Source organism: Streptomyces hesseae (assembly GCF_031845785.1).
In the GTDB taxonomy this organism is placed as follows: domain Bacteria; phylum Actinomycetota; class Actinomycetes; order Streptomycetales; family Streptomycetaceae; genus Streptomyces; species Streptomyces hesseae.
On the sequence record NZ_JAVRFI010000002.1, the window covers coordinates 566,710 to 584,441 of the forward strand.

Below are 17,732 nucleotides of genomic sequence, written 5' to 3' on the forward strand. Positions count from 1 at the left end.
GACACGCCCATCATGGCGACCGTCGTCGGAGTCGATTCCTCCACCCAGTCCTGCAAGGTCGTCGTCTGCGACGCGGAGAGGGGAGAAGTCCTGCGGCGGGGCCGGGCCCCGCACCCCGAGGGCACCGAAGCCGACCCCGAGGCCTGGTGGCAGGCGCTGTGTCAGGCCCTCGGGGACGCCGGGGCGGCGGGGCCGGCGGACGTCGACGCCATCGCCGTCGCCGGCCAGCAGCACGGCCTCGTCGCGCTCGGCGCCGACGGCGTGCCCGTGCGACGGGCCCTGCTGTGGAACGACACGCGGTCGGCCCCACAGGCCGCCGATCTCGTCCGTGAACTCGGCGGCACCCGGGCCTGGGCGGACGCCGTCGGGACCGTCCCCGTCGCCGCCCTCACCGCCGCCAAGCTGCGCTGGCTCGCCGACCGGGAACCGGACGCGGCGGACCGTACGGAGACGGGCATGCTGCCCCACGACTGGCTGACCTGGCGGCTGTGCGGAGGTGCCGCCTCGGGGGCGGAGCCCGTCACCGACCGCGGCGACGCCTCCGGTACGGGGTACTGGTCACCGGCCGAGGGCCGTTACCGCCCGGACCTGTTGCGGCTCGCCTTCCGTGGCCGTAGCCCGCGGCTGCCGCGCGTCCTCGACCCGGCCGGGGCCGCCGGGCGCACCCCCGGCGGAACCCTCGTGGCGGCGGGCACCGGCGACAACATGGGTGCCGCGCTGGGGCTCGGTCTGGCCCCCGGCGAGGCGGTGGTCTCCCTCGGCACGAGCGGCACCGTCTTCGCCCGCTCGCCGCACCCCACCGCCGACCCCGGCGGCGCGGTGGCCGGGTTCGCCGACGCCTCCGGGGAGTTCCTGCCGCTGGTGTGCACGCTCAACGCCGCCCGCGTGCTCAGCTCCGCCGCCCGCATGCTGGAAGTCGACCTCGACGCGCTCGACGCCCTAGCCCGCCGGGCCGCCCCCGGCGCCGACGGCCTCGTCCTGCTGCCCTACCTCGGCGGCGAGCGCACTCCCAACCTGCCCGACGCCTCCGGCAGCCTCCTGGGCATGCGGGTGGGGAACATGTACCCGCACAACCTCGCCCGCGCCGCCGTCGAGGGCATGTTGTGCGGCATGGCCGACGCCCTGGACGAACTGCGCGGGCAGGGCGTGCCGGTGGAACGTCTGCTGCTGATCGGCGGCGCCGCCAAGGCGCCGGTGGTCGCCGAGGCGGCCGCGCAGGTCTTCGGCATGCCGGTGACCGTGCCGCGCCCCGACGAGTACGTGGCCCTGGGCGCCGCCCGCCAGGCGGCCTGGGCCCTCGCCGGTACCCCCGAACCGCCCGCGTGGCCCCGCCCCGGCGGCACGGACGTCCCGGCCCCGGCCGACGGCGGCGCGGCCGGGCGGGAGATCCGGCGCGCGTATGCCGACGCACGGGCGCGGGTGCACGGCGCGGAAGTGCCGTAGGTCACGTTACCGCCGGGTTGCCGACGGTAGATCCGGACGAATAGCTTCCAGATAACTATTGCGACTACTTCGCAATTGCAGAGTAGTCGCCCCGCTCACAGCCCCCCTCGGAGCGCCTCATGCACGGTCTGAAGTTCCCCCTGAGAGCCGGTGTCGTCCTGGGTACGGCGATGGCCGTCGTCCTGCCGGCGACCGCGCTGCCCGCCGCGGCCGCGAGCGCGCCGGCGCCCGCGCCGCAGGCCGTGACGTCCGCGCCGAGCGCCGGAAGCGGCACCGCGAGCGTCGGCTGGCTGAGCGCGGACGAGCGCAAGGCCCTGGACCCGTTCGTCCACCACGACGGCGACGGCTACCGGCTGGACGTCGCGGGCGCCCGGGCCGCGGGCGTGGACCAGCGGGCCGTCGACGCGACCAGGACGGCCGTCGACCGCCTGGACACGCTGGTGGACAAGAAGCTCGCCGTGAGCCAGGACGGCGAGGGCGTGGTCGTCGACCCGGCGGCGGCCGGCGTGGGCGACGGCTCGACGCGGATCGCGGAGGGCATCAGCGTCAAGGTCACCTGGTTCGGGCTGCTGATCCACCTCGACCCGTTCGTCACGAGCAAGGTCCAGGCCGGGGTGGACATCACCAAGGACCTCGTCCGGATCGCGACGGGCGTCGTCTCGATCGCCTCCCTGGGGAGCCTGCTGCCCGTCGCCCTGCTCGCCTCCGCCATGGCGGACCTGGGCTCCAAGGTGGTCTCCTTCTGCACCACGCGGAAGGGCGAGCTGTATGTCTACGTGACATGGGCGGGCGTCCCGGTCTGCAACCCCTTCGCCTGACCCACGGCAGTCGTCGACGAAAGGAACAGCCCCCATGACCCCGCCGAACCCACCGAACCCGCCGAACCCTCCGTTGGACATCCACGTCGAGGACGACCGCGCACCGGACACGGACGCGCGTCTGCTCCGGGAGCTGTTCGCCGGCCTGCCGGTGACCGTGCCCGACCCGGGGCGGGAGCCCGGCGAGGCCCCCGCGCGCACCGTGGTCGCCCGGCGGCCGGACGGCGGCCTGCTGGGCTGGGCCGAGGTGTACGACCTGCGGGGCGACGGACAGCCGGTGGCGGCCGTCCAGTGGGTGGTCGTCTCCCGTGAGCGGGAACGTATCGTCCAGGGCCACAACGTCGCCCGCGAAGCGACTCCGGAGGAGAAGGCGGTCGCGGCGCGCCTCGTGCACGGCGTGGCCACCGGCGCCGGGGCCGCCGGATACGCCGCGCTGGAATGGGACGACCCGGAACGCCTCCTCGACGTCCAGGACGCGGCGGAGCTCGGGGCGTCGCCGACCGAGGAGCTGAACCGCCGCTGGGCGCTGTCCACCCCGCCGGCCGGGTGGACGGCCCCGGCAGGACTTCCGGCGGTCTCCACCCGCCCGGTGCCGCCGGCCCCCGGTCCCGTACAGCTCTCGGCCTACGCCGACTTCTTCGCGGAGTTCACCGGGCAGCCGTACACGGCCGAGGACGCCTCCGAACTGCTCGCGGACGTGCACCCGTTCCCGCATACGGCACTCGACCTCCTCGACCCGGACGGCCGGGTGTCCGCCCAGGTCGTCGCGGTGGTCGAGGGCGGGGTGGCGCAGGTGGACGCGGTCTTCCACCGCAAGGGGACCTCCGCCGGGGAACTGGCCGCGCTGCTGGCCGCGCTCATCGCCCCGCTGTGCCGGGAGCACCCCGGCGTCACGGCGCTGGAGGTCCAGGACCTCGGCGACCCCGTCGTCGCCGAGGCACTCGCCGCCACCGGCCTCCATGTCGTCGACCGCTGGTACCGCTACCGGCTCCCCCTGTGAGCGACGGGGTCAGTCCCGCTCGGTGTCCAGCAGGTCGGTGACGAACTTCCGTACACGTCCCGCGCGTACGGAAGTATCGCCGATGCGGGAGCGTGCGCGGATCGAGAGTTACCGCCGTCCACCATGCCGGGAGCCGCGCGGACGGTCCGGACTCCGCGGGCGGAAGACCACAGCGGCACCCAGCGCGGCATCAGCCGGTACGAACATGTCGCCGGACGGTGTCTCACGCAGGGGAAGCCCGTTACGGCGCAGCAGGTCGCGGGTGAGGGCGAGGTCGCGTACGACGACGGTGCAGCTCACAAGTGCCGGGAGCGCGGCAGGCTTCCGCTCGCCCGGCAGGAGGGCCGCGAGGCCGGAGTGGGGCACGAGTCTCAGGGCGGCCCCGTCGAGATCGAAGACCAGAGCCGGTCCCGCCCGCCTCGCCGGCCGACCGAGGTACGTCTCGTACCGCCGCCGGACCTCGGCCAGTTCCGGGTCGGCGACGCAGAGCATCGCCTCGACGAGTTCGAGGGCGCCATTGGGGTGGTCGAGGGCGCGGGCGCCCTGGACGTCCGGGTCCAGGGCGGCGACCACGCCCACCCGCCCCTCCGCGACCGAGCCCGGCCCGGCGCCGGGCTCATCGCCGTCGATCTCCAGATAACGGACGGTCTCGACCGGGACTTCCGCGCCCGGGGGCGCGGCTCGCCGCACCATGTTGACCCCGCCGTGCCGGACACCGGCGGCGGTCAGCCGCGCGGCCGCCTCGTCGATGGCGGGCGAGGAGAACATGAGAATGTGCAGTCCCTCGAACCGGCCCAGGCACGCCGCCAGATTGGCACTGGTCTCACCGATCCGTTTCACGAGCACGGGCAGCACCTCGGCCGGCGCTTCCAGTGGAACGAGCCGGGCGTCGGCCGGAAGGCGGGCGGTGTCACCGTCCTTCACACACGTCGCGAGTTCGAGAAAGGAATTCGCGAAATCCGCATGGGTATTGGCGGCACCGAAGGGTTCGGGCACCGCACCTTCACGCCGGGGCATCGCCGGACAACTGGGAGGCGGAACGACGAAGCCCAACCGCTCGTACAGGCCGATCGCCTGCGCCATGTCCTCGACGATATGGCCGACGTGGTGCAGACGGACGATGTCATGCCCCATGGCCGTCACGGTACGGAAGGCCCGACCACCGGTCAACGCCCCGCCGAACGGGCCTGCCACATGGCGGCGGAATCCGTCGCCGCTAAATGGGTTGGGCGGCCCGGTCCCCGGCTGGTACCTTCTGGGCAGCCGTGAAAGAACGCGAGGAGGTGAGACCCATGAAGGCCGTATCCATGTGGGTGCTCCCCCTTGTCGTCACGGTGGGCGATTGACAGTTGGTGTCGCCGGGAGCGCCTCAGACAAGGCACTCCTGAGAGGCAACACCAATGAATTCTTCGCATTCCCCTTCGGACACCGGCAACCACACCGCCGTGGTCACACGGATCTCCGACACACAGTGGCACGCCGTCGAGGACGACCGGGTGGTCGGCCACGGCGACGCTTCGCGCCGACCCGACGGACGGCTCTTCATCAGCATCGACGCATGGCACGAGGCGGTCTTCGACCGCATCGCCGACACGATGCTGACGGACCTGCCGACACCGCTCCACACCGTCGTCGACGAGGCCGACCACGACTCGAAGTCAGCGTGGGAGCGGGCCGGCTTCACCACCGGACGCCGCGAGCAGGGCTATCACGTACCCACCGACCCGCAGGTCACCGGGCTCGGCTCGGTGCGGCCCCCGTCAAACGTGACGATCGTCCCCGCCGGCGAGGCGGAGGAGGGCCCGCTGCGCGCCCTGGACCGCGTCATCCGCGGCGAGGTCGAGGCCGCCGTCGGCTGGCGGACGATGCCGGCCGAGGTACTGCCCCGCCCGGCGGGCACCACCCTGGTCGACCCGTCCAAGTACGCGGTGGCGCGGCACTTCGACCAGTACGTGGGCCTGGTCCGGGTGACGCCGCTGACCCGGCGGCCACGGATCGGGCTGATCGCCGTCCGCGCCGACAGCCACCGCCGCGGCATCGCCCGGGCGCTGCTGGCCCACGCGCTGGGTTCGCTGCACCGCTCCGGGACGGCATCGGCATACGCCGAGGTGGACGACTCCAACGCGGCGGCCACCGCCCTCTTCGAAGGCATCGGCGCCCGCCGCGCGGGCAGCACCATCGAGCTCGTCCGTCACTGAACGAAAGACTCGTCCACCACTGAACGAAAGAAGAGAGAGACCATGACGAAATCATCAGGAGGCATAGACGTCGAAGGCACCGTCGTCGAGTGCCTTCGCAATGCCACCTTCAGGGTTGAACTGGAGAACGGGCACACTGTGCTCGCCCACATCAGCGGGAAGATCCGGAAGAACTACATCAAGATCCTCCCGTACGACCGGGTGCTCGTGGAGCTCAGCCCCTACGACCTCACCCGGGGCCGGATCCGCTTCCGGTACCGGTCGTAGTCGAAGCTCGGCGGCTCAGTGAACAAATAATCGGTTGCCCATCGGCGACGGTGACGGGTCCAATGACCGGCGTGATCACCCAGGGGAGATACCACCCGATGAACACGCCACCATCGCCGTCCGGAGCGGAGCGCCCAGGCGGGTCACCCGTCCGCCTGGGCGCTCTCGTCCCGTTGACACGGCCCGGCTGGGTCGAGGCGGGCCGACACCTGCTCGCAGGACTCGACCTGGCCGTTCACGAGGTCAACGACACCGGCGGGATCGACGGCAGACCACTGGAACTGTTGGTCCGGGACACCGCGGCCGATCCGGAGCGGGCCGCGGCGGCCGTGGACGAACTGGCCGGCCTGGGCGTGGCCGCCGTGGCGGGCGAGTACCACAGCGTCGTCGCCCGCGCCGCGGCCGCCCGGGCCGACGCCCTCGGCGTGCCGTTCCTCTGCTCGTCCGCGGTGCTCGACGCGCTCACCGAGGAGCCGACGGAATGGGTCGCGCGCTTGGCCCCGGCGCAGAACCACGGCTGGCGGATCTACGCGGACTTCCTCCTCGGCACGGGCCGGCGCCGGATCGCCGTGGCGACCCAGCCGAGCGTCTACTGGACGTCCGGGACCCGCGTCCTGCGGGACCACCTCGCTCCCCACGGCGGCACCGTCGTCGAACTCGACACGAACGCGCTCACCCCCGAGGCCCTGTGCGACGCGCTCGTCGACCACGGCGCGACGGCACTCCTCCTGCTGGCCGGCCATCCGGAGCCGGCGGTGCCGATCGTCAGGGCCGTCCGGGGCGACCGGCGGCTCGCGGAGATCCTGATCGGCGCTCCGGCCGGACAACCCGAGTTCGCCGAATGGGCCGCGGCGCTGGGCGAGGACGGCGCCGGCATCCCGTTCCTGCGCTATCTGCCCGAGCGCCTCGGTCCGCTCGGCGAACGCGTCGGGAAGGAGCTGCGCGAGCGGCTGGGCGAAGCGCCCTCCTTCGTCGCCTTCGAGGGCTGGGACACCGTCGCCGTCCTCGCCGAGGTGCTGCGTTCCCACGGCACGGACCGGGCGGCCATCGCCGATTCATGGCCGCGCGTGGCGGTCGAGGGCACCCGCGGGCCGATCCGGTTCTCCCGCACGCCGGGCATCAGCGTTTGGCAATGGGCTTGGACACCGATCCAAGTCGCCGACCGGGACCCGGCGGAGCCCGATCGCTTTCGGATCCTCCACGCCGGCTGAGCGAGCACGGAGGCCCGGCGGCCCTCCGTTTCGGGGACGGCCATCCGCCTCCTACGGCCGCCCACCGCCTACGGTCGGGTGGCTTCCGCGGGAGGCCGGGTGCCTGCGAGCGGGGCTCCGAGCGCGTAGTGCACGTAGGTGTGGATCGGCTGGAATCCGGACTTCGCGGCGAGGTGGCGGCTGGGGTGGTTGTCGCGGGAGCAGGTCCAGGACGGGATGCGGCCCCGGGCGGTGATGTCGGCGCACAGGGCCCGGACGCAGGCGGTGGCCAGGCCCTGGCCGCGCTCGGCGGGCAGGGTGGCCACGGCGATGTCCTCGTAGCGGCCGCCGGCGAAGAAGGTGCAGGCGAGGGAGAGCAGGCACCCGTTACGGAAGGCGCCCCAGCCGTGGCCGGAGGCGGCGAGCCCGGCCGGGCCGCCCCAGCTGTCGGCGAGCCAGGCGAGGTCCGGGCCCAGGGCCCGTACGGCCGGCGCGTCGGCGGGTACGAGGGGGCGGACGAGAAGGCCGGGGCCCTGCCGGGCGGCAGGCGCCGGAGCATCGTAGGCCCAGATCATGCGTTCCCAGGGGACGATCCGCGTGAACGCGCGGCCGAGCACGGGCAGGAAGACGTCCGGGGTGACGACGTAGCAGTGGGCCAGATGCGCGAGGTCCCCCGGGGCCGTCGTACGCGGGTTGCCCGCGAGGACGGCGTACCCGGCGCAGGAGACGGCGGCTGCCCGCGGGCGCAGCGGATGGTCGGTCCACCAGGTGCCCAGCCCGGTGCGGGCGGCGTGTTCGGGCAAGGCTCCGACACCCGGGCGGCCGGCGGGGAACCAGGGGTGCCGTGCCCGGGCGGCCGGCGCTGTGCGGAGGGTGCAGGGGTTCGGCATGACGGCTCCGGAGAACCCGAGGGGCGGGCGGTGCCTCACCACCCGCCCCGGTGGTGACGGCCTGCGGTCAGGTGCAGGCCTTGCTGCCGTGGTTGGCGTTCTTCTTGCGGCGGGCTCGCTTCTTACGGGCGCGCTTGGACATCAGGGGTTGTTCCTTCCTTACTTTCTTTCGGTAGCGGGATGCGGGGGCGTTACGGAGGTCAGGCCGTCCGGGCGACCAGCCCGTCCGCGAGCTTGCACAGTCGGCGTACCGTGCGGTCCTCCATGGCGACGGGAGCGGCCGGGGACAAGGCGGTGCAGTCGTAGTACGCACCGGGGACGAGCTCGGCGACCGGATCGCACAGCCGTACGACGCGCTCGGCGCCCTGCGAGGCGGAGTCGCCCTCGTGCGCGTACAGCGGCAGCAGGGCCGTGTCGCACACGCCCGGGTGCACGCTGACCGACGTCCACGGCGCCTGCTCACGGGCGAAGATGGTCAGCGCCAGCTGGGACTGGGCGTAGGCGGCGATGCGGGAGTAGCGCTTGGCGCGCTGGGGGTCGCTCCAGGAGATGGACGCCGTGCGGTGCATGGACGACGACACGTTGATCACGCGGCTGCCGGGGCGGGCGCTCAGCGGGCCGGACAGCTCGTGGGTGAGGAGATAGGCGGCCAGGAAGTTGACCTGGAAGGAGAGTTCGTTGCCGTCGGCGGTCACGGTGCGTCGCTCGGGTGCGACGACGGCCGCGTTGTTGACGAGAACGTCGAGGACGGGGTGCTCCTCGGCGACGCGGGCGGCCATGGCGCGGACCTCGTCCAGCCGGGAGAAGTCGGCGACGACCAGGCCCAGCCGCAGGGTGTCCGCGCCGGCCGCGACCAGGCGGGAGACGGCGTCGTCGCCCGAGGCCTGGTCGGGGGCGTGCAGGATGACCGTGTCCCCCCGGCCGGCGAGCAGCCGGGCGGTCTCCCAGCCGATGCCGGAGGTGGCACCGGTGACCAGAACGGTCCTGGGAGCGGGCGAGACAGCAGAAGACATGGGAATCCACTCCGGAAATACGAGCAAAGCGGCAGCTGGATCCGCCCCTTGGCGGACTGCCGTGCGAACAGAAGGCGACGTCAGCGGCGGCGCACGTGAACACACGTGGACGTGCCCGCCGACGGGCCGGGTGATGTCGTGGTGCCGTGGAACGAAGATGTGCTCAGCGCACGGGAAGTGAACAGCGCGCGGTGCCGGACAGCGCCGTATGAGGCGGCCGGTCGTCGTGGCGCAGGTGGCTGTTCACAGGCACCATCCAAAACGGCCGGGTAGCCCGGGGCAAGTGACACACCGCTTCCCTGACGCGCTTCTGACATACCGCCACGGGCGTTCGAACCTTGTTTCGCCGCACTCGTCCACTGGATACGAACGACTCCCGGCGTCCAGCGCGTCCTCGCCGTCATCGGCGGCACCGACGCGTCCTCCGTGCCCCTACCCGGCGCGCAGGCCGCGCTCGCCTTCGTGGCAGCGGCCGGCTACGCGGCGGTGGGCCGGCTGATCTGCGGCAAGGCCGAGGAGACCGAGTCCGCCTCCGGCCCCTCCACCGACGCCGAGCGCCTCACACTCGGTGACTCCGAGACCGCCGACTGGCCCCGCGTAGCCGGATCCCGCGTGCTGCCCGTCACCGGCATCCTGGTGGTGACAGCCGGCATCGTCGTCGGATTCACCACCGGGTGGGTGCCGGCGCTGCCGCTCGTCATCACCGGCGTCCCCATGGCCCTGCTGACGATCACACGTCCCAGGTGACCGGGAGACACTTCACCCCGTAGATGTCCGCGGTCTCCGGGCGCAGGGCGACTTCTTCGGCCGGTACGGCCAGGCGCAGTGTGGGGAAGCGGTCGAACAGCGCGCGGAACGCGACGCGCATCTCGACGCGGGCCAGTTGCTGGCCCAGGCACTGGTGGATGCCGTGGCCGAAGGCCAGGTGCCCGCCGTCCTGCCTGCTGAGGTCGAGGACGTGGGGATCCGCGAAGCGCTCGGGGTCGCGGTTGGCGGTGTTGTACGACAGGACGACCGTCGTGCCGGCCTTGATGGTCTGGCCGCCCAGCTCGACGTCCTCCAGCGCCGTCCTCCAGAACTGTTTGGCGACGCTCAGGTATCGCAGCAACTCCTCCACGGCCCGGTCGGTGAGCGCGGGGTCGGCGCGCAGCGCGGCCAGCTGCGCCGGGTTCTGCAACAGCGCGAAGGTGCCCAGCGACAGCATGTTCGCGGTCGTGTCGAACCCGGCCGCCAGCAGGATCAGGCTGATCCCCTTCAGCTCCTCATCGGTCAGGTCGCTGTCGGTGAGTTCGCTGAGCACGTCGTCGGTGGGATTGGCGCGCTTGGCGGCCACCAGCTCCGCGAGGTAGTTCTGGGTGGCGGTGTAGGCCGCCATCAGCTCCTCCTCGCTCGTCTCCCCGCCCATGAACGTGTCGATCTGCTCCTGGAAGGAGCCCCGGTCCTCGTACGGCACTCCCAGCAGCTCGCAGATCACGATGGTGGGGATGGGCTTGGCGAACGCGGTCACCAGGTCCGCCGACGGCCCGGTCTTCTCCATGGCGTCCAGGCAGTCGGTGGTGATCTGCTCGATGCGCTCGGTGAGCAGTCGCATCCGCCGTACGGTGAACTTGCCCATCAGCGGCTTCCGGTAGCGCCTGTGCTGTGGGTCGTCCATGAGGAGGAACTCGCCGGGCGGCGCCGGAGGTATCTCGAAGTCGGCCACGTTCATCAGCTCTCTGCGCGAGCTGAACCGCGAGTCGGCCAGGACCGACTTGACCAGGTCGTACCCGGTGACGAGCCAGCCGGGTGTTCCGCCGGGGTGGGTGCAGCGACTGATGGAGCCGTGCCGGCGGGCGTCGGTCAGCTCTGCCGGCGGGTCGAAGGGGCAGCCGGGCTGACGCGCCGTCGGCAGCGTCGTGACGGTGTGGACGGATTCATCCATGACCATTCCTCGTCTCGCGATATGACGTGTTTGCCACTGCCCGAAAGCTACGTTGCGTTCATGATGTCGTCAATCTACTGAAGGACATATCCCCAGGTCAGATCAGGGAAATTGATGCAATGACGCTGGGATCGAACGCAATGCCATGTTGCAATGACTGACGTCGAAGGCAACACTGACGGCATGCCAGGAGGACGATTGACCCAACAGGACCGCCAGCGCATCGCGGCCGGCCTGTCCGACGGACTCTCCTACGCCGAGATCGCCAGGCGGCTCGACCGGTCGACCTCGACGATCAGCCGGGAGATCGGACGCAACGGCGGCCCCGGCGGCTACCGGTCCCAGCAGGCGCACCAGGCGACGGTCCAGCGGGCGAGGCGTGGCACACCGGCGCCCCCACGCGCGGCCACGGTGCCGGGCGGCGCGATGGAAGAGGAGATCGTCGAGCTGGCGGTCAGGTCGGGGATGCCGAGGATGACAGCGCGCGTGCACGTCGACCTGTTGCTGTCCGAGGACGGCAGGCGCACCGCGACCGAGCTGACCCGCAGGCTGAAGGTCAGCCCGGCCTCGGTCTCCGTGGCCGTGAACTTCCTGGTCCAGCAGGGATATGTCCGGCGCGAGCGCGATGCGCGGCGGCGTCGCGACATCTACGTGGTCGACGACGAGGCCTGGTACCACTCGGTCGTCATCAGCGCGCGGCAGACGCTCGAGTCGGCGCGGGCCGCGATGACGGGGGCGGAGACGGCCGGGCTCGACACCCCTGTGGGACAACGGCTGGCCAGGTGCGGGGCGTTCCTGGAGCGGGTCACCCTGGACATGATGGAGTCGGCCGACCGCTGGCGCACCCTCCTGACGTGACGGGTCCCGGCCGAACCACCTCAATGTTACGGGCAGTAGAACCGGAAGGAGGAGATCCTGTCGTTGTTGTACGCCTTGGAGGTCCCGGAGGCGTAGTCACCCTTCAGACCCCATTGCCATGACGGCGCGAAATCCACGTCAGAAGGGTGGAGCTCCCCGTTGGGATCGTCCCAGAACTGCACCTGGCACTGCGAGTTGTTCAACCAGGACGAGACTTGGTTGTCGGCCAGCTCCCCGTTCAGGAAATGGGTGTTGGTGAGTCTCACTATTTTTATGTTGCCGCCCGCCGGAGGAGGAGTGACAACCACCTTCGAGCCCGTTCCGCCCCCGTTCTGATAGAGGCACAGCGCCCACCCCGGGCAGCCGCTGTAGGGAGGGCTGTCCGCGGCTGCCGGTCCCGCCGAGAAGAGCAGCGCCGCTCCGGCGAATGCGCTCGCGACGGCGGCGGCCATCGGCTTGGGCGATTTCAGTGTCATGGGTCTCTCCACTCTCCAGGTCGCACCGCGTCCGGATGACGCGTCAGCAGAAGATACGTATGCAAGATAGTAGCCCTCCGACGATACGTCAGCTCACACCCAAGAAGCACACATGTGACTGGTATTGCACTCACCGGCACACGGTTGAACATGTGAGAGTCGGCCGTACCGATGCCTCCACCGGTCTCGTCACCTACACGAAGGGTGTTCGCGTGTTCATCACCAGGGCGAAGCTCCGTGCCGCCGCCGCTGCCGCCGCCACGGCCGTGGCTCTGATCGGCCTCGGGGCCGGGACGGCGAACGCCGCGGACTGGCCTCCGTTGCGGGAGGGCGCGTACCTCTACTCGGGAACCCACGGCACGGGGACGGTGTCGACGGTCGACCTCACCGACCTCGGTACGTGCCACGCTCTGCCGGTGCCGCCCCGTTCCGTTCAGATCGTCTCCGGTTCCGCGTCCGTGGTGCTGTACCCCGGGGCCGGTTGCACCGGTACCCACGCGTTCGCCACGGGGTCCCTCCTCCAGGACGACCTTCCGTGGGCGGCGTTGAGCTACCGCGTGGTCCCCGCGTAACGAGTCGGCGGGCGCCGGCCGCCGGCGCCCGCCGACATGGCACACGTCGCGAGCCGGGACCCGCCCGTACCGGACGACGGGTCACATCGTGATGGTCTTGTACTCGGTGTAGGCGCCGAGGCCGACCGCGCCGTACTCGCGGCCGATGCCGCTGGCCTTGAAACCACCGAACGGGCCGTCGAAGCCGACGGAGGCGCCGTTGACCGTGACAGTGCCGGTGCGGACGCGACGGGCGACCGCCAGGGCGTGCTCCTCGTCGGAGGACCAGACGCCACCGGAGAGGCCGTACTCGGAGTCGTTGGCGATGCGGACGGCGTCGTCCTCGTCGTCGTAGGCGATGACGACCAGGACCGGGCCGAAGATCTCCTCCTGTGCGATGCGCATGGAGTTGTCGACATCGGCGAAGACGGTGGGTGTGACGTAGTTGCCCTTCTCCAGGCCCGCGGGGATCTGCGGGCCGCCGGTGACCAGGCGGACGCCCTCCTCGATGCCGAGCCGGATGTAGTCGCGCACACGCTCCTGCTGATCGGGGCGGATCATCGGGCCGATGAAGGTGCCGGGATCGTTCGGGTCGCCGACCCGCAGCGACTCCACCAGTTCCTTGAGCCCGGCCACGACCTCCTCGTACCGGCTGCGCGGAGCCAGGATCCTGGTCTGGGCGATGCACGACTCGCCGTTGTTGAGCAGGGAGGCGAACTTCACGCCCGCCACGGCCTTCTCGATGTCGGCATCGGGGAGGATGATCGCGGCGGACTTGCCGCCCAGCTCCAGGCTGACCCGCTTGAGCTGCTCGCCCGCGATCGAGGCGATGCGGCGGCCGGCCCGTGTCGAGCCGGTGAAAGCGATCTTGTCGACCTTCTCGTGCGACACCAGGTACTCACTGGTCTCCCGGTCCGCGGGCAGAACGCTGATCACACCCTCGGGCAGGCCCACCCGCTCCAGCAGGCCGGCCAGGAAGCCCATGCTCAGCGAGTTCTCCGGGGACACCTTGAGGACCACGGAGTTGCCGGCGACCAGAGCGGGGATGATCTTCGAGGTGGCCGAGGAGAACGGCGAGTTCCACGGGATCACCGCGGCCACGACCCCGACCGCCTCACGGCGCACCACGCTGCGCACGGGGGACGCCGGGTCGGAGGGGACGAGCGTCTCCTCCCAGCCGAATGCCTCCGCCGCCTTCAGGTAGGCGTTCGCCTGTCGGGTCAGGCCGAGCTGTCCGGCACGGGTGAACCATCCGGCCGAACCGTTCTCCAGGGAGATCAGGCGCGCGATCTCCTCCGCGTTCTCCTCGCGCAGTGCGTTGAACCGCCGCAGCTTCGCGATCCGTTCGGCCGGCGGGGCCAGACGCCACGCACCCGCGTCGAAGGACGCCCTTGCCGCGGACACCGCTCGGTCGATGTCCGCCGGCTGCGCCTGGGCGGCGCGGCCGACCACCGACCGGTCGTGCGGCGAGGCGATGTCGAGCAGGTCCGGGTCGCTCGGCTCGACCCAGGAGCCCCCGATGAAAAGCCGACCGTAGGTGATCACGTGCTTTCCCTCTTCCAGTCCAGCGGTGTCGGTTGGTTCCGGCACTCCATCTAACTGTCACGTCAATGTAGCACTTACTATTTCTAGTCACACATTGATGTGCCGAGCTGCTCTTAGGTTGCACACACTTGTGGCAATAGATGCACCAGATTCCACACTTCACGACTAGAATCGGCGCGGTGAGAGCCGACGCAGCACGCAACCTGGAAACCGTCCTGACCACCGGAGCCCGCATGCTCGCCACCGACCCGGGCGCCAGCATCGCGAGCATCGCCGCCGAGGCAGGCGTGGACCGGCGCACCGTCTACCGGCGTTTCGCCTCCCGCGAGGAACTCCTCACCGCCATCTACGAAGCCCGCCTCACAGCCGTCGAACAGGCCATCGAAGATGCCCGACTGCGTGAAGCGCCCGTCGCCGTCGCCCTGCACCGCTACGTCGAGAACGTCATCGCCGTCAACCGCGCCTGGCCCGTCGATCTCACCCGCATGCTCACCGACGACGCCATCCGCCAACGCAGGGATGTGTCCGTCCGCGAGGTCGACAGCTTTCTGCGGCGGGCCACCGACGAGGGCCTCCTGCGCCGCGACCAACCCGAGGGATGGGCAAGCGCGCTGCTGCCCCAGCTCATGCATCTGGTGTCACGGCAGATGCCCGAACTGAGTCCCGGTCAGGCGGCGGACGTCGTCGTCGACACCCTGCTCCACGGCATCGGAACGTCCTGACACAGCGCGGCCCTCGGGTTCACACATGGCGGAGGAGGAAGTGGGGACGATGGAGTCGATCGACGGGGCGCTGATCGGCCGCGAGGCCGAGCAGGAGGTGCTGTCCGGCTTCGTGACGGCCACCGGGGGCCGGGCTCTTGTGCTGCGGGGCGACACAGGCGTGGGCAAAAGCGCCCTGCTGGACCATGTCGCCGACCTTGCCTCGGGCGAGGAGCACAGAGTGATCAGGGCGGCCGGTGTCGAGGCCGAGTCGGAGCTGCCGTTCGCCGGCCTGCACCAGCTCCTGTACCCGCTGTTCCCCTACATCGACCAGCTGGACGACAGCCACCGCCGAGTCTTCGACGTCGTCTTCGGCAGGGGTGAAGGCGCACCGCCCTCGGTCATGGCACTCGGCATCGCCGTCCTCGACCTGCTCTCCCTCGCGGCGTCGCGGAAACCCCTCCTGCTGGTGCTCGACGACGGCCAGTGGTTCGACACCTCCAGTATCGAGGTGTGCGGGTTCGTGGGACGAAGGCTCAGCGGTGGCACGGTCAAGCTCCTCATCGGCCTGCGTTCCGGCGTGCCCTCCGGCTTCGACACGGCCGCGCTCCCGCAACTGCTCGTGACCGCGCTGTCGGAGAAGGCCTCCGAGCAGCTCCTGGACATGCGCAACCCCGGGCTCGATCCCCGGATCCGTCGTCTGATCCTGGACGAGGCCCAGGGGAACCCGCTGGCTCTGCTGGAGCTGCCGCCCCATGTGATGCGCGGGGGCCGGGGCCCGGCAGCGAGCAACCGGGGGGAATTGCCCGGATACGCGGGCACGGGTATCCCCCTGCCCGTGCGCCTTCAGCATGTGTACGGCGCCCGTATCGGGTCACTCGGTGACGCCGTACGCACGGAACTGCTGCGCGGCGCCCTGGACGGCGTCGGAGCGGGCACGGCAACGACCGGACACGCCCGTGGCACGCGCTACCGCATGGTGGACGCCGACGAGGCAGCGGCATGCGGCCTGCTGGACATGGATCCGCTCAGCGGCGACTTCGTCTTCCGGCACCCTCTGGTGCGGTCGACGGTCGTCCAGACAGCGACCGTCGGCCAACGGCGCGCCGCCCACGCGGTCCTCGCGCACGTGCACCGCAAGGATGTGGAACGGCGCGCCATACACCTGGCGGCTTCCGCGGTCGACCCCGACGAACAGGTCGCGGCCGCACTGGAGGCGGCCGCCGACTCCGCCACCCTGCGGGGCGCCTCGCTGGCCGCCGTGTCCTGGCTGACCCGGGCGGCGGAGCTGAGCGAGAGCCACGAGGAACGGTCCCGGAGGCTGGGCGACGCGGCGTTCGTCGCCGGGCAGGCCGGCCTGCTGGACCGGGCCCAGCAACTGGTCCGTTCCGACATCGCGTCAGGAACGAGCGAGTCCCCGGCCGCGGTCCTCACATCGGCCTACGTCGCGCTGTACGAGGACGGGGACGTGTGGTCCACGCAGCGCCAGGTCCTGGCCGCGATCGAGAACATCCGTGACGGCGGAGCGCGGGAGCCGAACGAGGTGCTCACCCGGTTGGTGAACCTGCTCCTGGCCATCAGCCAGTACGCGAGCGACGAGACGTCGTGGGAGCGGGCACACGTTCTGCTCGGCTCCCTGGGCGGCCTGGTGTCCCCGAACTCCCGCATATACGAGGACGCCTGGGGTGACGTGGTACGTCGCGGGACCGGCGTGCACGAGCGGGTGGAGAGCGCCCTCGCCGACCTCCGCGCACTCGAACCGTGGGAGATCACCCGCCTGGGCGTCGCCGCCTACCACGTCGACACCCTCAGCCAGTACCGGCCGTACCTCCAGCGCACCGTCGACCGCGAGGTGGAGACCGGGGCCGTGGCGTCGGCCATGACCATGCTGCACCTGGTCATGCTCGACCAGATGGCAGTCGGTGAGTGGGACGAGGCCGAACGGACCGGACAGCGCACCCTGGACCTGACGGCGTCGCACGACTACGCGTTGTTCGTCCACCACACACATGCGTATCTCGGCCTGCTCGCGGCGATGCGCGGCCGGACCGAGCGCGCGAGAGAGCTCCAGGCCACCGTCGACACCTGGGCCCGCCCCCGCGGCGTCGGCTTCCTGACCCAGCTCGCCGACGCCATCGGCACCACCGCCGCCCTCACCGAAGGCGACTACGAAGCCGCGTACCTCCACGCCATCGGCATCACTCCCCCCGGCGCCTTCGCTCCCTACGCCCACCAAGCCCCCCGCACCCTCCTCGACCTCGTCGAAGCGGCCCTCCACACCGGCCGCACCGAACAAGCCCGCCACCACGCCCTCGCCGCACACCGGGCCGGTCTCCCCGCCGTCTCCCCCCGCCTCGCCCTCGTCACCTACGGCGCCCTCGCCATGACCGCCACCGACCCCACCGAAGCCGACGACATGTTCCACCGCGCCGAAACCCACCCCGCCGCCGCCTTCTTCCCCTTCGAATCCGCCCGCATCCGCCTCGCCCACGGCATCCGTCTCCGCCACACCCAAGGGCGCAAAGCCGCACGCCGCCCCCTCACGCTCGCCGCCGAAACCTTCGAACGCCTCGGCACACCCCCCTGGGCCGAACGAGCCCGGGCCGAGCTCCGTGCCGCGGGTACGTCCACCCCCGCCTCCACGGCGCACCTCGCGGCACTGACGTGGCAGGAACGCCGGATAGCGGATCTCGCCGCCGGCGGCCTGACCAACAAGGAGATCGGCGCACGCATGCACCTGTCACCGCGTACCGTCGGTTCCCACCTCTACCGGGTCTTCCCCAAACTCGGCATCACCTCCCGGGCCGCGCTGCGCGACGCCCTGAGCAACATTCCCGACGACAAGAACGTGTGACTGCGGC

18 protein-coding genes are annotated in these 17,732 nt (G+C 71.2%); 11 read left to right on the top strand and 7 right to left on the bottom strand.

Annotation, left to right across the window (positions count from 1 at the left end):
* The first annotated feature begins 12 nt into the window (after positions 1–12).
* The 3 genes from xylB to RM609_RS05480 all read left to right on the top strand — a co-directional run bounded on the left by xylB (position 13) and on the right by RM609_RS05480 (position 3,261).
* The gene (gene xylB / locus RM609_RS05470) at positions 13–1,443 is read left to right on the top strand and encodes a xylulokinase (protein WP_311608354.1); all 1,431 of its coding nucleotides are present in this window, start codon (positions 13–15) and stop codon (positions 1,441–1,443) included.
* A 119-nt stretch (positions 1,444–1,562) separates the two neighbouring features.
* Entirely contained in the window at positions 1,563–2,261 is a 699-nt protein-coding gene (locus RM609_RS05475; RefSeq protein ID WP_311608356.1) for a hypothetical protein, read from the top strand.
* Positions 2,262–2,295: 34 nt separating this feature from the next.
* A complete protein-coding gene (locus RM609_RS05480) occupies positions 2,296–3,261 on the top strand; it encodes a hypothetical protein (RefSeq protein ID WP_311608358.1) in 966 nt (321 codons plus the stop codon).
* Between the two features lie 108 nt (positions 3,262–3,369).
* Here RM609_RS05480 and RM609_RS05485 read toward each other — a convergent pair whose 3' ends face one another.
* A complete protein-coding gene (locus RM609_RS05485; protein ID WP_311608360.1) occupies positions 3,370–4,395 on the bottom strand; it encodes a VOC family protein in 1,026 nt (341 codons plus the stop codon).
* 266 nt (positions 4,396–4,661) lie between these two features.
* Here RM609_RS05485 and RM609_RS05490 point away from each other — a divergent pair, with 266 nt between their 5' ends.
* The 3 genes from RM609_RS05490 (at position 4,662) to RM609_RS05500 (ending at position 6,937) form a co-directional block, all read left to right on the top strand.
* Positions 4,662–5,459: a GNAT family N-acetyltransferase gene (locus tag RM609_RS05490; protein ID WP_311608362.1), complete on the top strand. Its 798-nt coding sequence runs from the start codon at positions 4,662–4,664 to the stop codon at positions 5,457–5,459.
* Positions 5,460–5,501: 42 nt separating this feature from the next.
* Positions 5,502–5,726: a translation initiation factor IF-1 gene (infA, locus tag RM609_RS05495; RefSeq protein ID WP_311608363.1), complete on the top strand. Its 225-nt coding sequence runs from the start codon at positions 5,502–5,504 to the stop codon at positions 5,724–5,726.
* Between the two features lie 98 nt (positions 5,727–5,824).
* A complete protein-coding gene (locus RM609_RS05500; protein WP_311608365.1) occupies positions 5,825–6,937 on the top strand; it encodes an ABC transporter substrate-binding protein in 1,113 nt (370 codons plus the stop codon).
* A gap of 68 nt (positions 6,938–7,005) precedes the next feature.
* On the opposite strand, the gene RM609_RS05505 is transcribed toward RM609_RS05500, so the two are convergent.
* From RM609_RS05505 to RM609_RS05510, 3 genes are all read right to left on the bottom strand, one after another.
* Positions 7,006–7,719 (bottom strand): GNAT family N-acetyltransferase, encoded by a 714-nt coding sequence (locus RM609_RS05505; protein WP_311608367.1) that lies wholly within the window; start codon positions 7,717–7,719, stop codon positions 7,006–7,008.
* Positions 7,720–7,873: 154 nt separating this feature from the next.
* Positions 7,874–7,948 (bottom strand): 50S ribosomal protein bL37, encoded by a 75-nt coding sequence (locus tag RM609_RS34710; RefSeq protein ID WP_467590489.1) that lies wholly within the window; start codon positions 7,946–7,948, stop codon positions 7,874–7,876.
* A gap of 58 nt (positions 7,949–8,006) precedes the next feature.
* On the bottom strand, positions 8,007–8,819 hold the full coding sequence (locus RM609_RS05510) for an SDR family NAD(P)-dependent oxidoreductase (RefSeq protein WP_311608369.1): 813 nt from the start codon (positions 8,817–8,819) through the stop codon (positions 8,007–8,009).
* Positions 8,820–9,245: 426 nt separating this feature from the next.
* Here RM609_RS05510 and RM609_RS05515 point away from each other — a divergent pair, with 426 nt between their 5' ends.
* Complete coding sequence (locus RM609_RS05515; protein ID WP_311608370.1) at positions 9,246–9,566, top strand: hypothetical protein; 321 nt, start codon at positions 9,246–9,248, stop codon at positions 9,564–9,566.
* On the opposite strand, the gene RM609_RS05520 is transcribed toward RM609_RS05515, so the two are convergent.
* Positions 9,550–10,740 carry a cytochrome P450 gene (locus tag RM609_RS05520; protein WP_311608378.1) on the bottom strand — a complete coding sequence of 397 codons (1,191 nt, stop codon included), beginning with the start codon at positions 10,738–10,740 and terminating at the stop codon, positions 9,550–9,552. The genes RM609_RS05515 and RM609_RS05520 overlap by 17 nt on opposite strands.
* Before the next feature lie 183 nt (positions 10,741–10,923).
* Here RM609_RS05520 and RM609_RS05530 point away from each other — a divergent pair, with 183 nt between their 5' ends.
* Positions 10,924–11,598 (top strand): helix-turn-helix domain-containing protein, encoded by a 675-nt coding sequence (locus RM609_RS05530; RefSeq protein WP_438828390.1) that lies wholly within the window; start codon positions 10,924–10,926, stop codon positions 11,596–11,598.
* Positions 11,599–11,624: 26 nt separating this feature from the next.
* Here the strand turns inward: RM609_RS05530 and RM609_RS05535 are convergent, their stop codons facing one another.
* Positions 11,625–12,074, bottom strand: a complete 450-nt coding sequence (locus RM609_RS05535) for a peptidase inhibitor family I36 protein (RefSeq protein ID WP_311608379.1) — start codon at positions 12,072–12,074, stop codon at positions 11,625–11,627.
* 212 nt (positions 12,075–12,286) lie between these two features.
* On the opposite strand from RM609_RS05535, the gene RM609_RS05540 reads away from it, so the two are divergent.
* On the top strand, positions 12,287–12,646 hold the full coding sequence (locus RM609_RS05540; RefSeq protein ID WP_311608380.1) for a hypothetical protein: 360 nt from the start codon (positions 12,287–12,289) through the stop codon (positions 12,644–12,646).
* A gap of 81 nt (positions 12,647–12,727) precedes the next feature.
* On the opposite strand, the gene RM609_RS05545 is transcribed toward RM609_RS05540, so the two are convergent.
* Complete coding sequence (locus RM609_RS05545) at positions 12,728–14,170, bottom strand: aldehyde dehydrogenase (protein ID WP_311608381.1); 1,443 nt, start codon at positions 14,168–14,170, stop codon at positions 12,728–12,730.
* A gap of 233 nt (positions 14,171–14,403) precedes the next feature.
* Here RM609_RS05545 and RM609_RS05550 point away from each other — a divergent pair, with 233 nt between their 5' ends.
* Both RM609_RS05550 and RM609_RS05555 read left to right on the top strand, forming a co-directional pair.
* Positions 14,404–14,892 (top strand): TetR/AcrR family transcriptional regulator, encoded by a 489-nt coding sequence (locus RM609_RS05550; RefSeq protein ID WP_311608532.1) that lies wholly within the window; start codon positions 14,404–14,406, stop codon positions 14,890–14,892.
* A 49-nt stretch (positions 14,893–14,941) separates the two neighbouring features.
* Positions 14,942–17,725, top strand: a complete 2,784-nt coding sequence (locus RM609_RS05555) for a helix-turn-helix transcriptional regulator (RefSeq protein ID WP_311608533.1) — start codon at positions 14,942–14,944, stop codon at positions 17,723–17,725.
* The last annotated feature ends 7 nt before the right edge of the window (positions 17,726–17,732 follow it).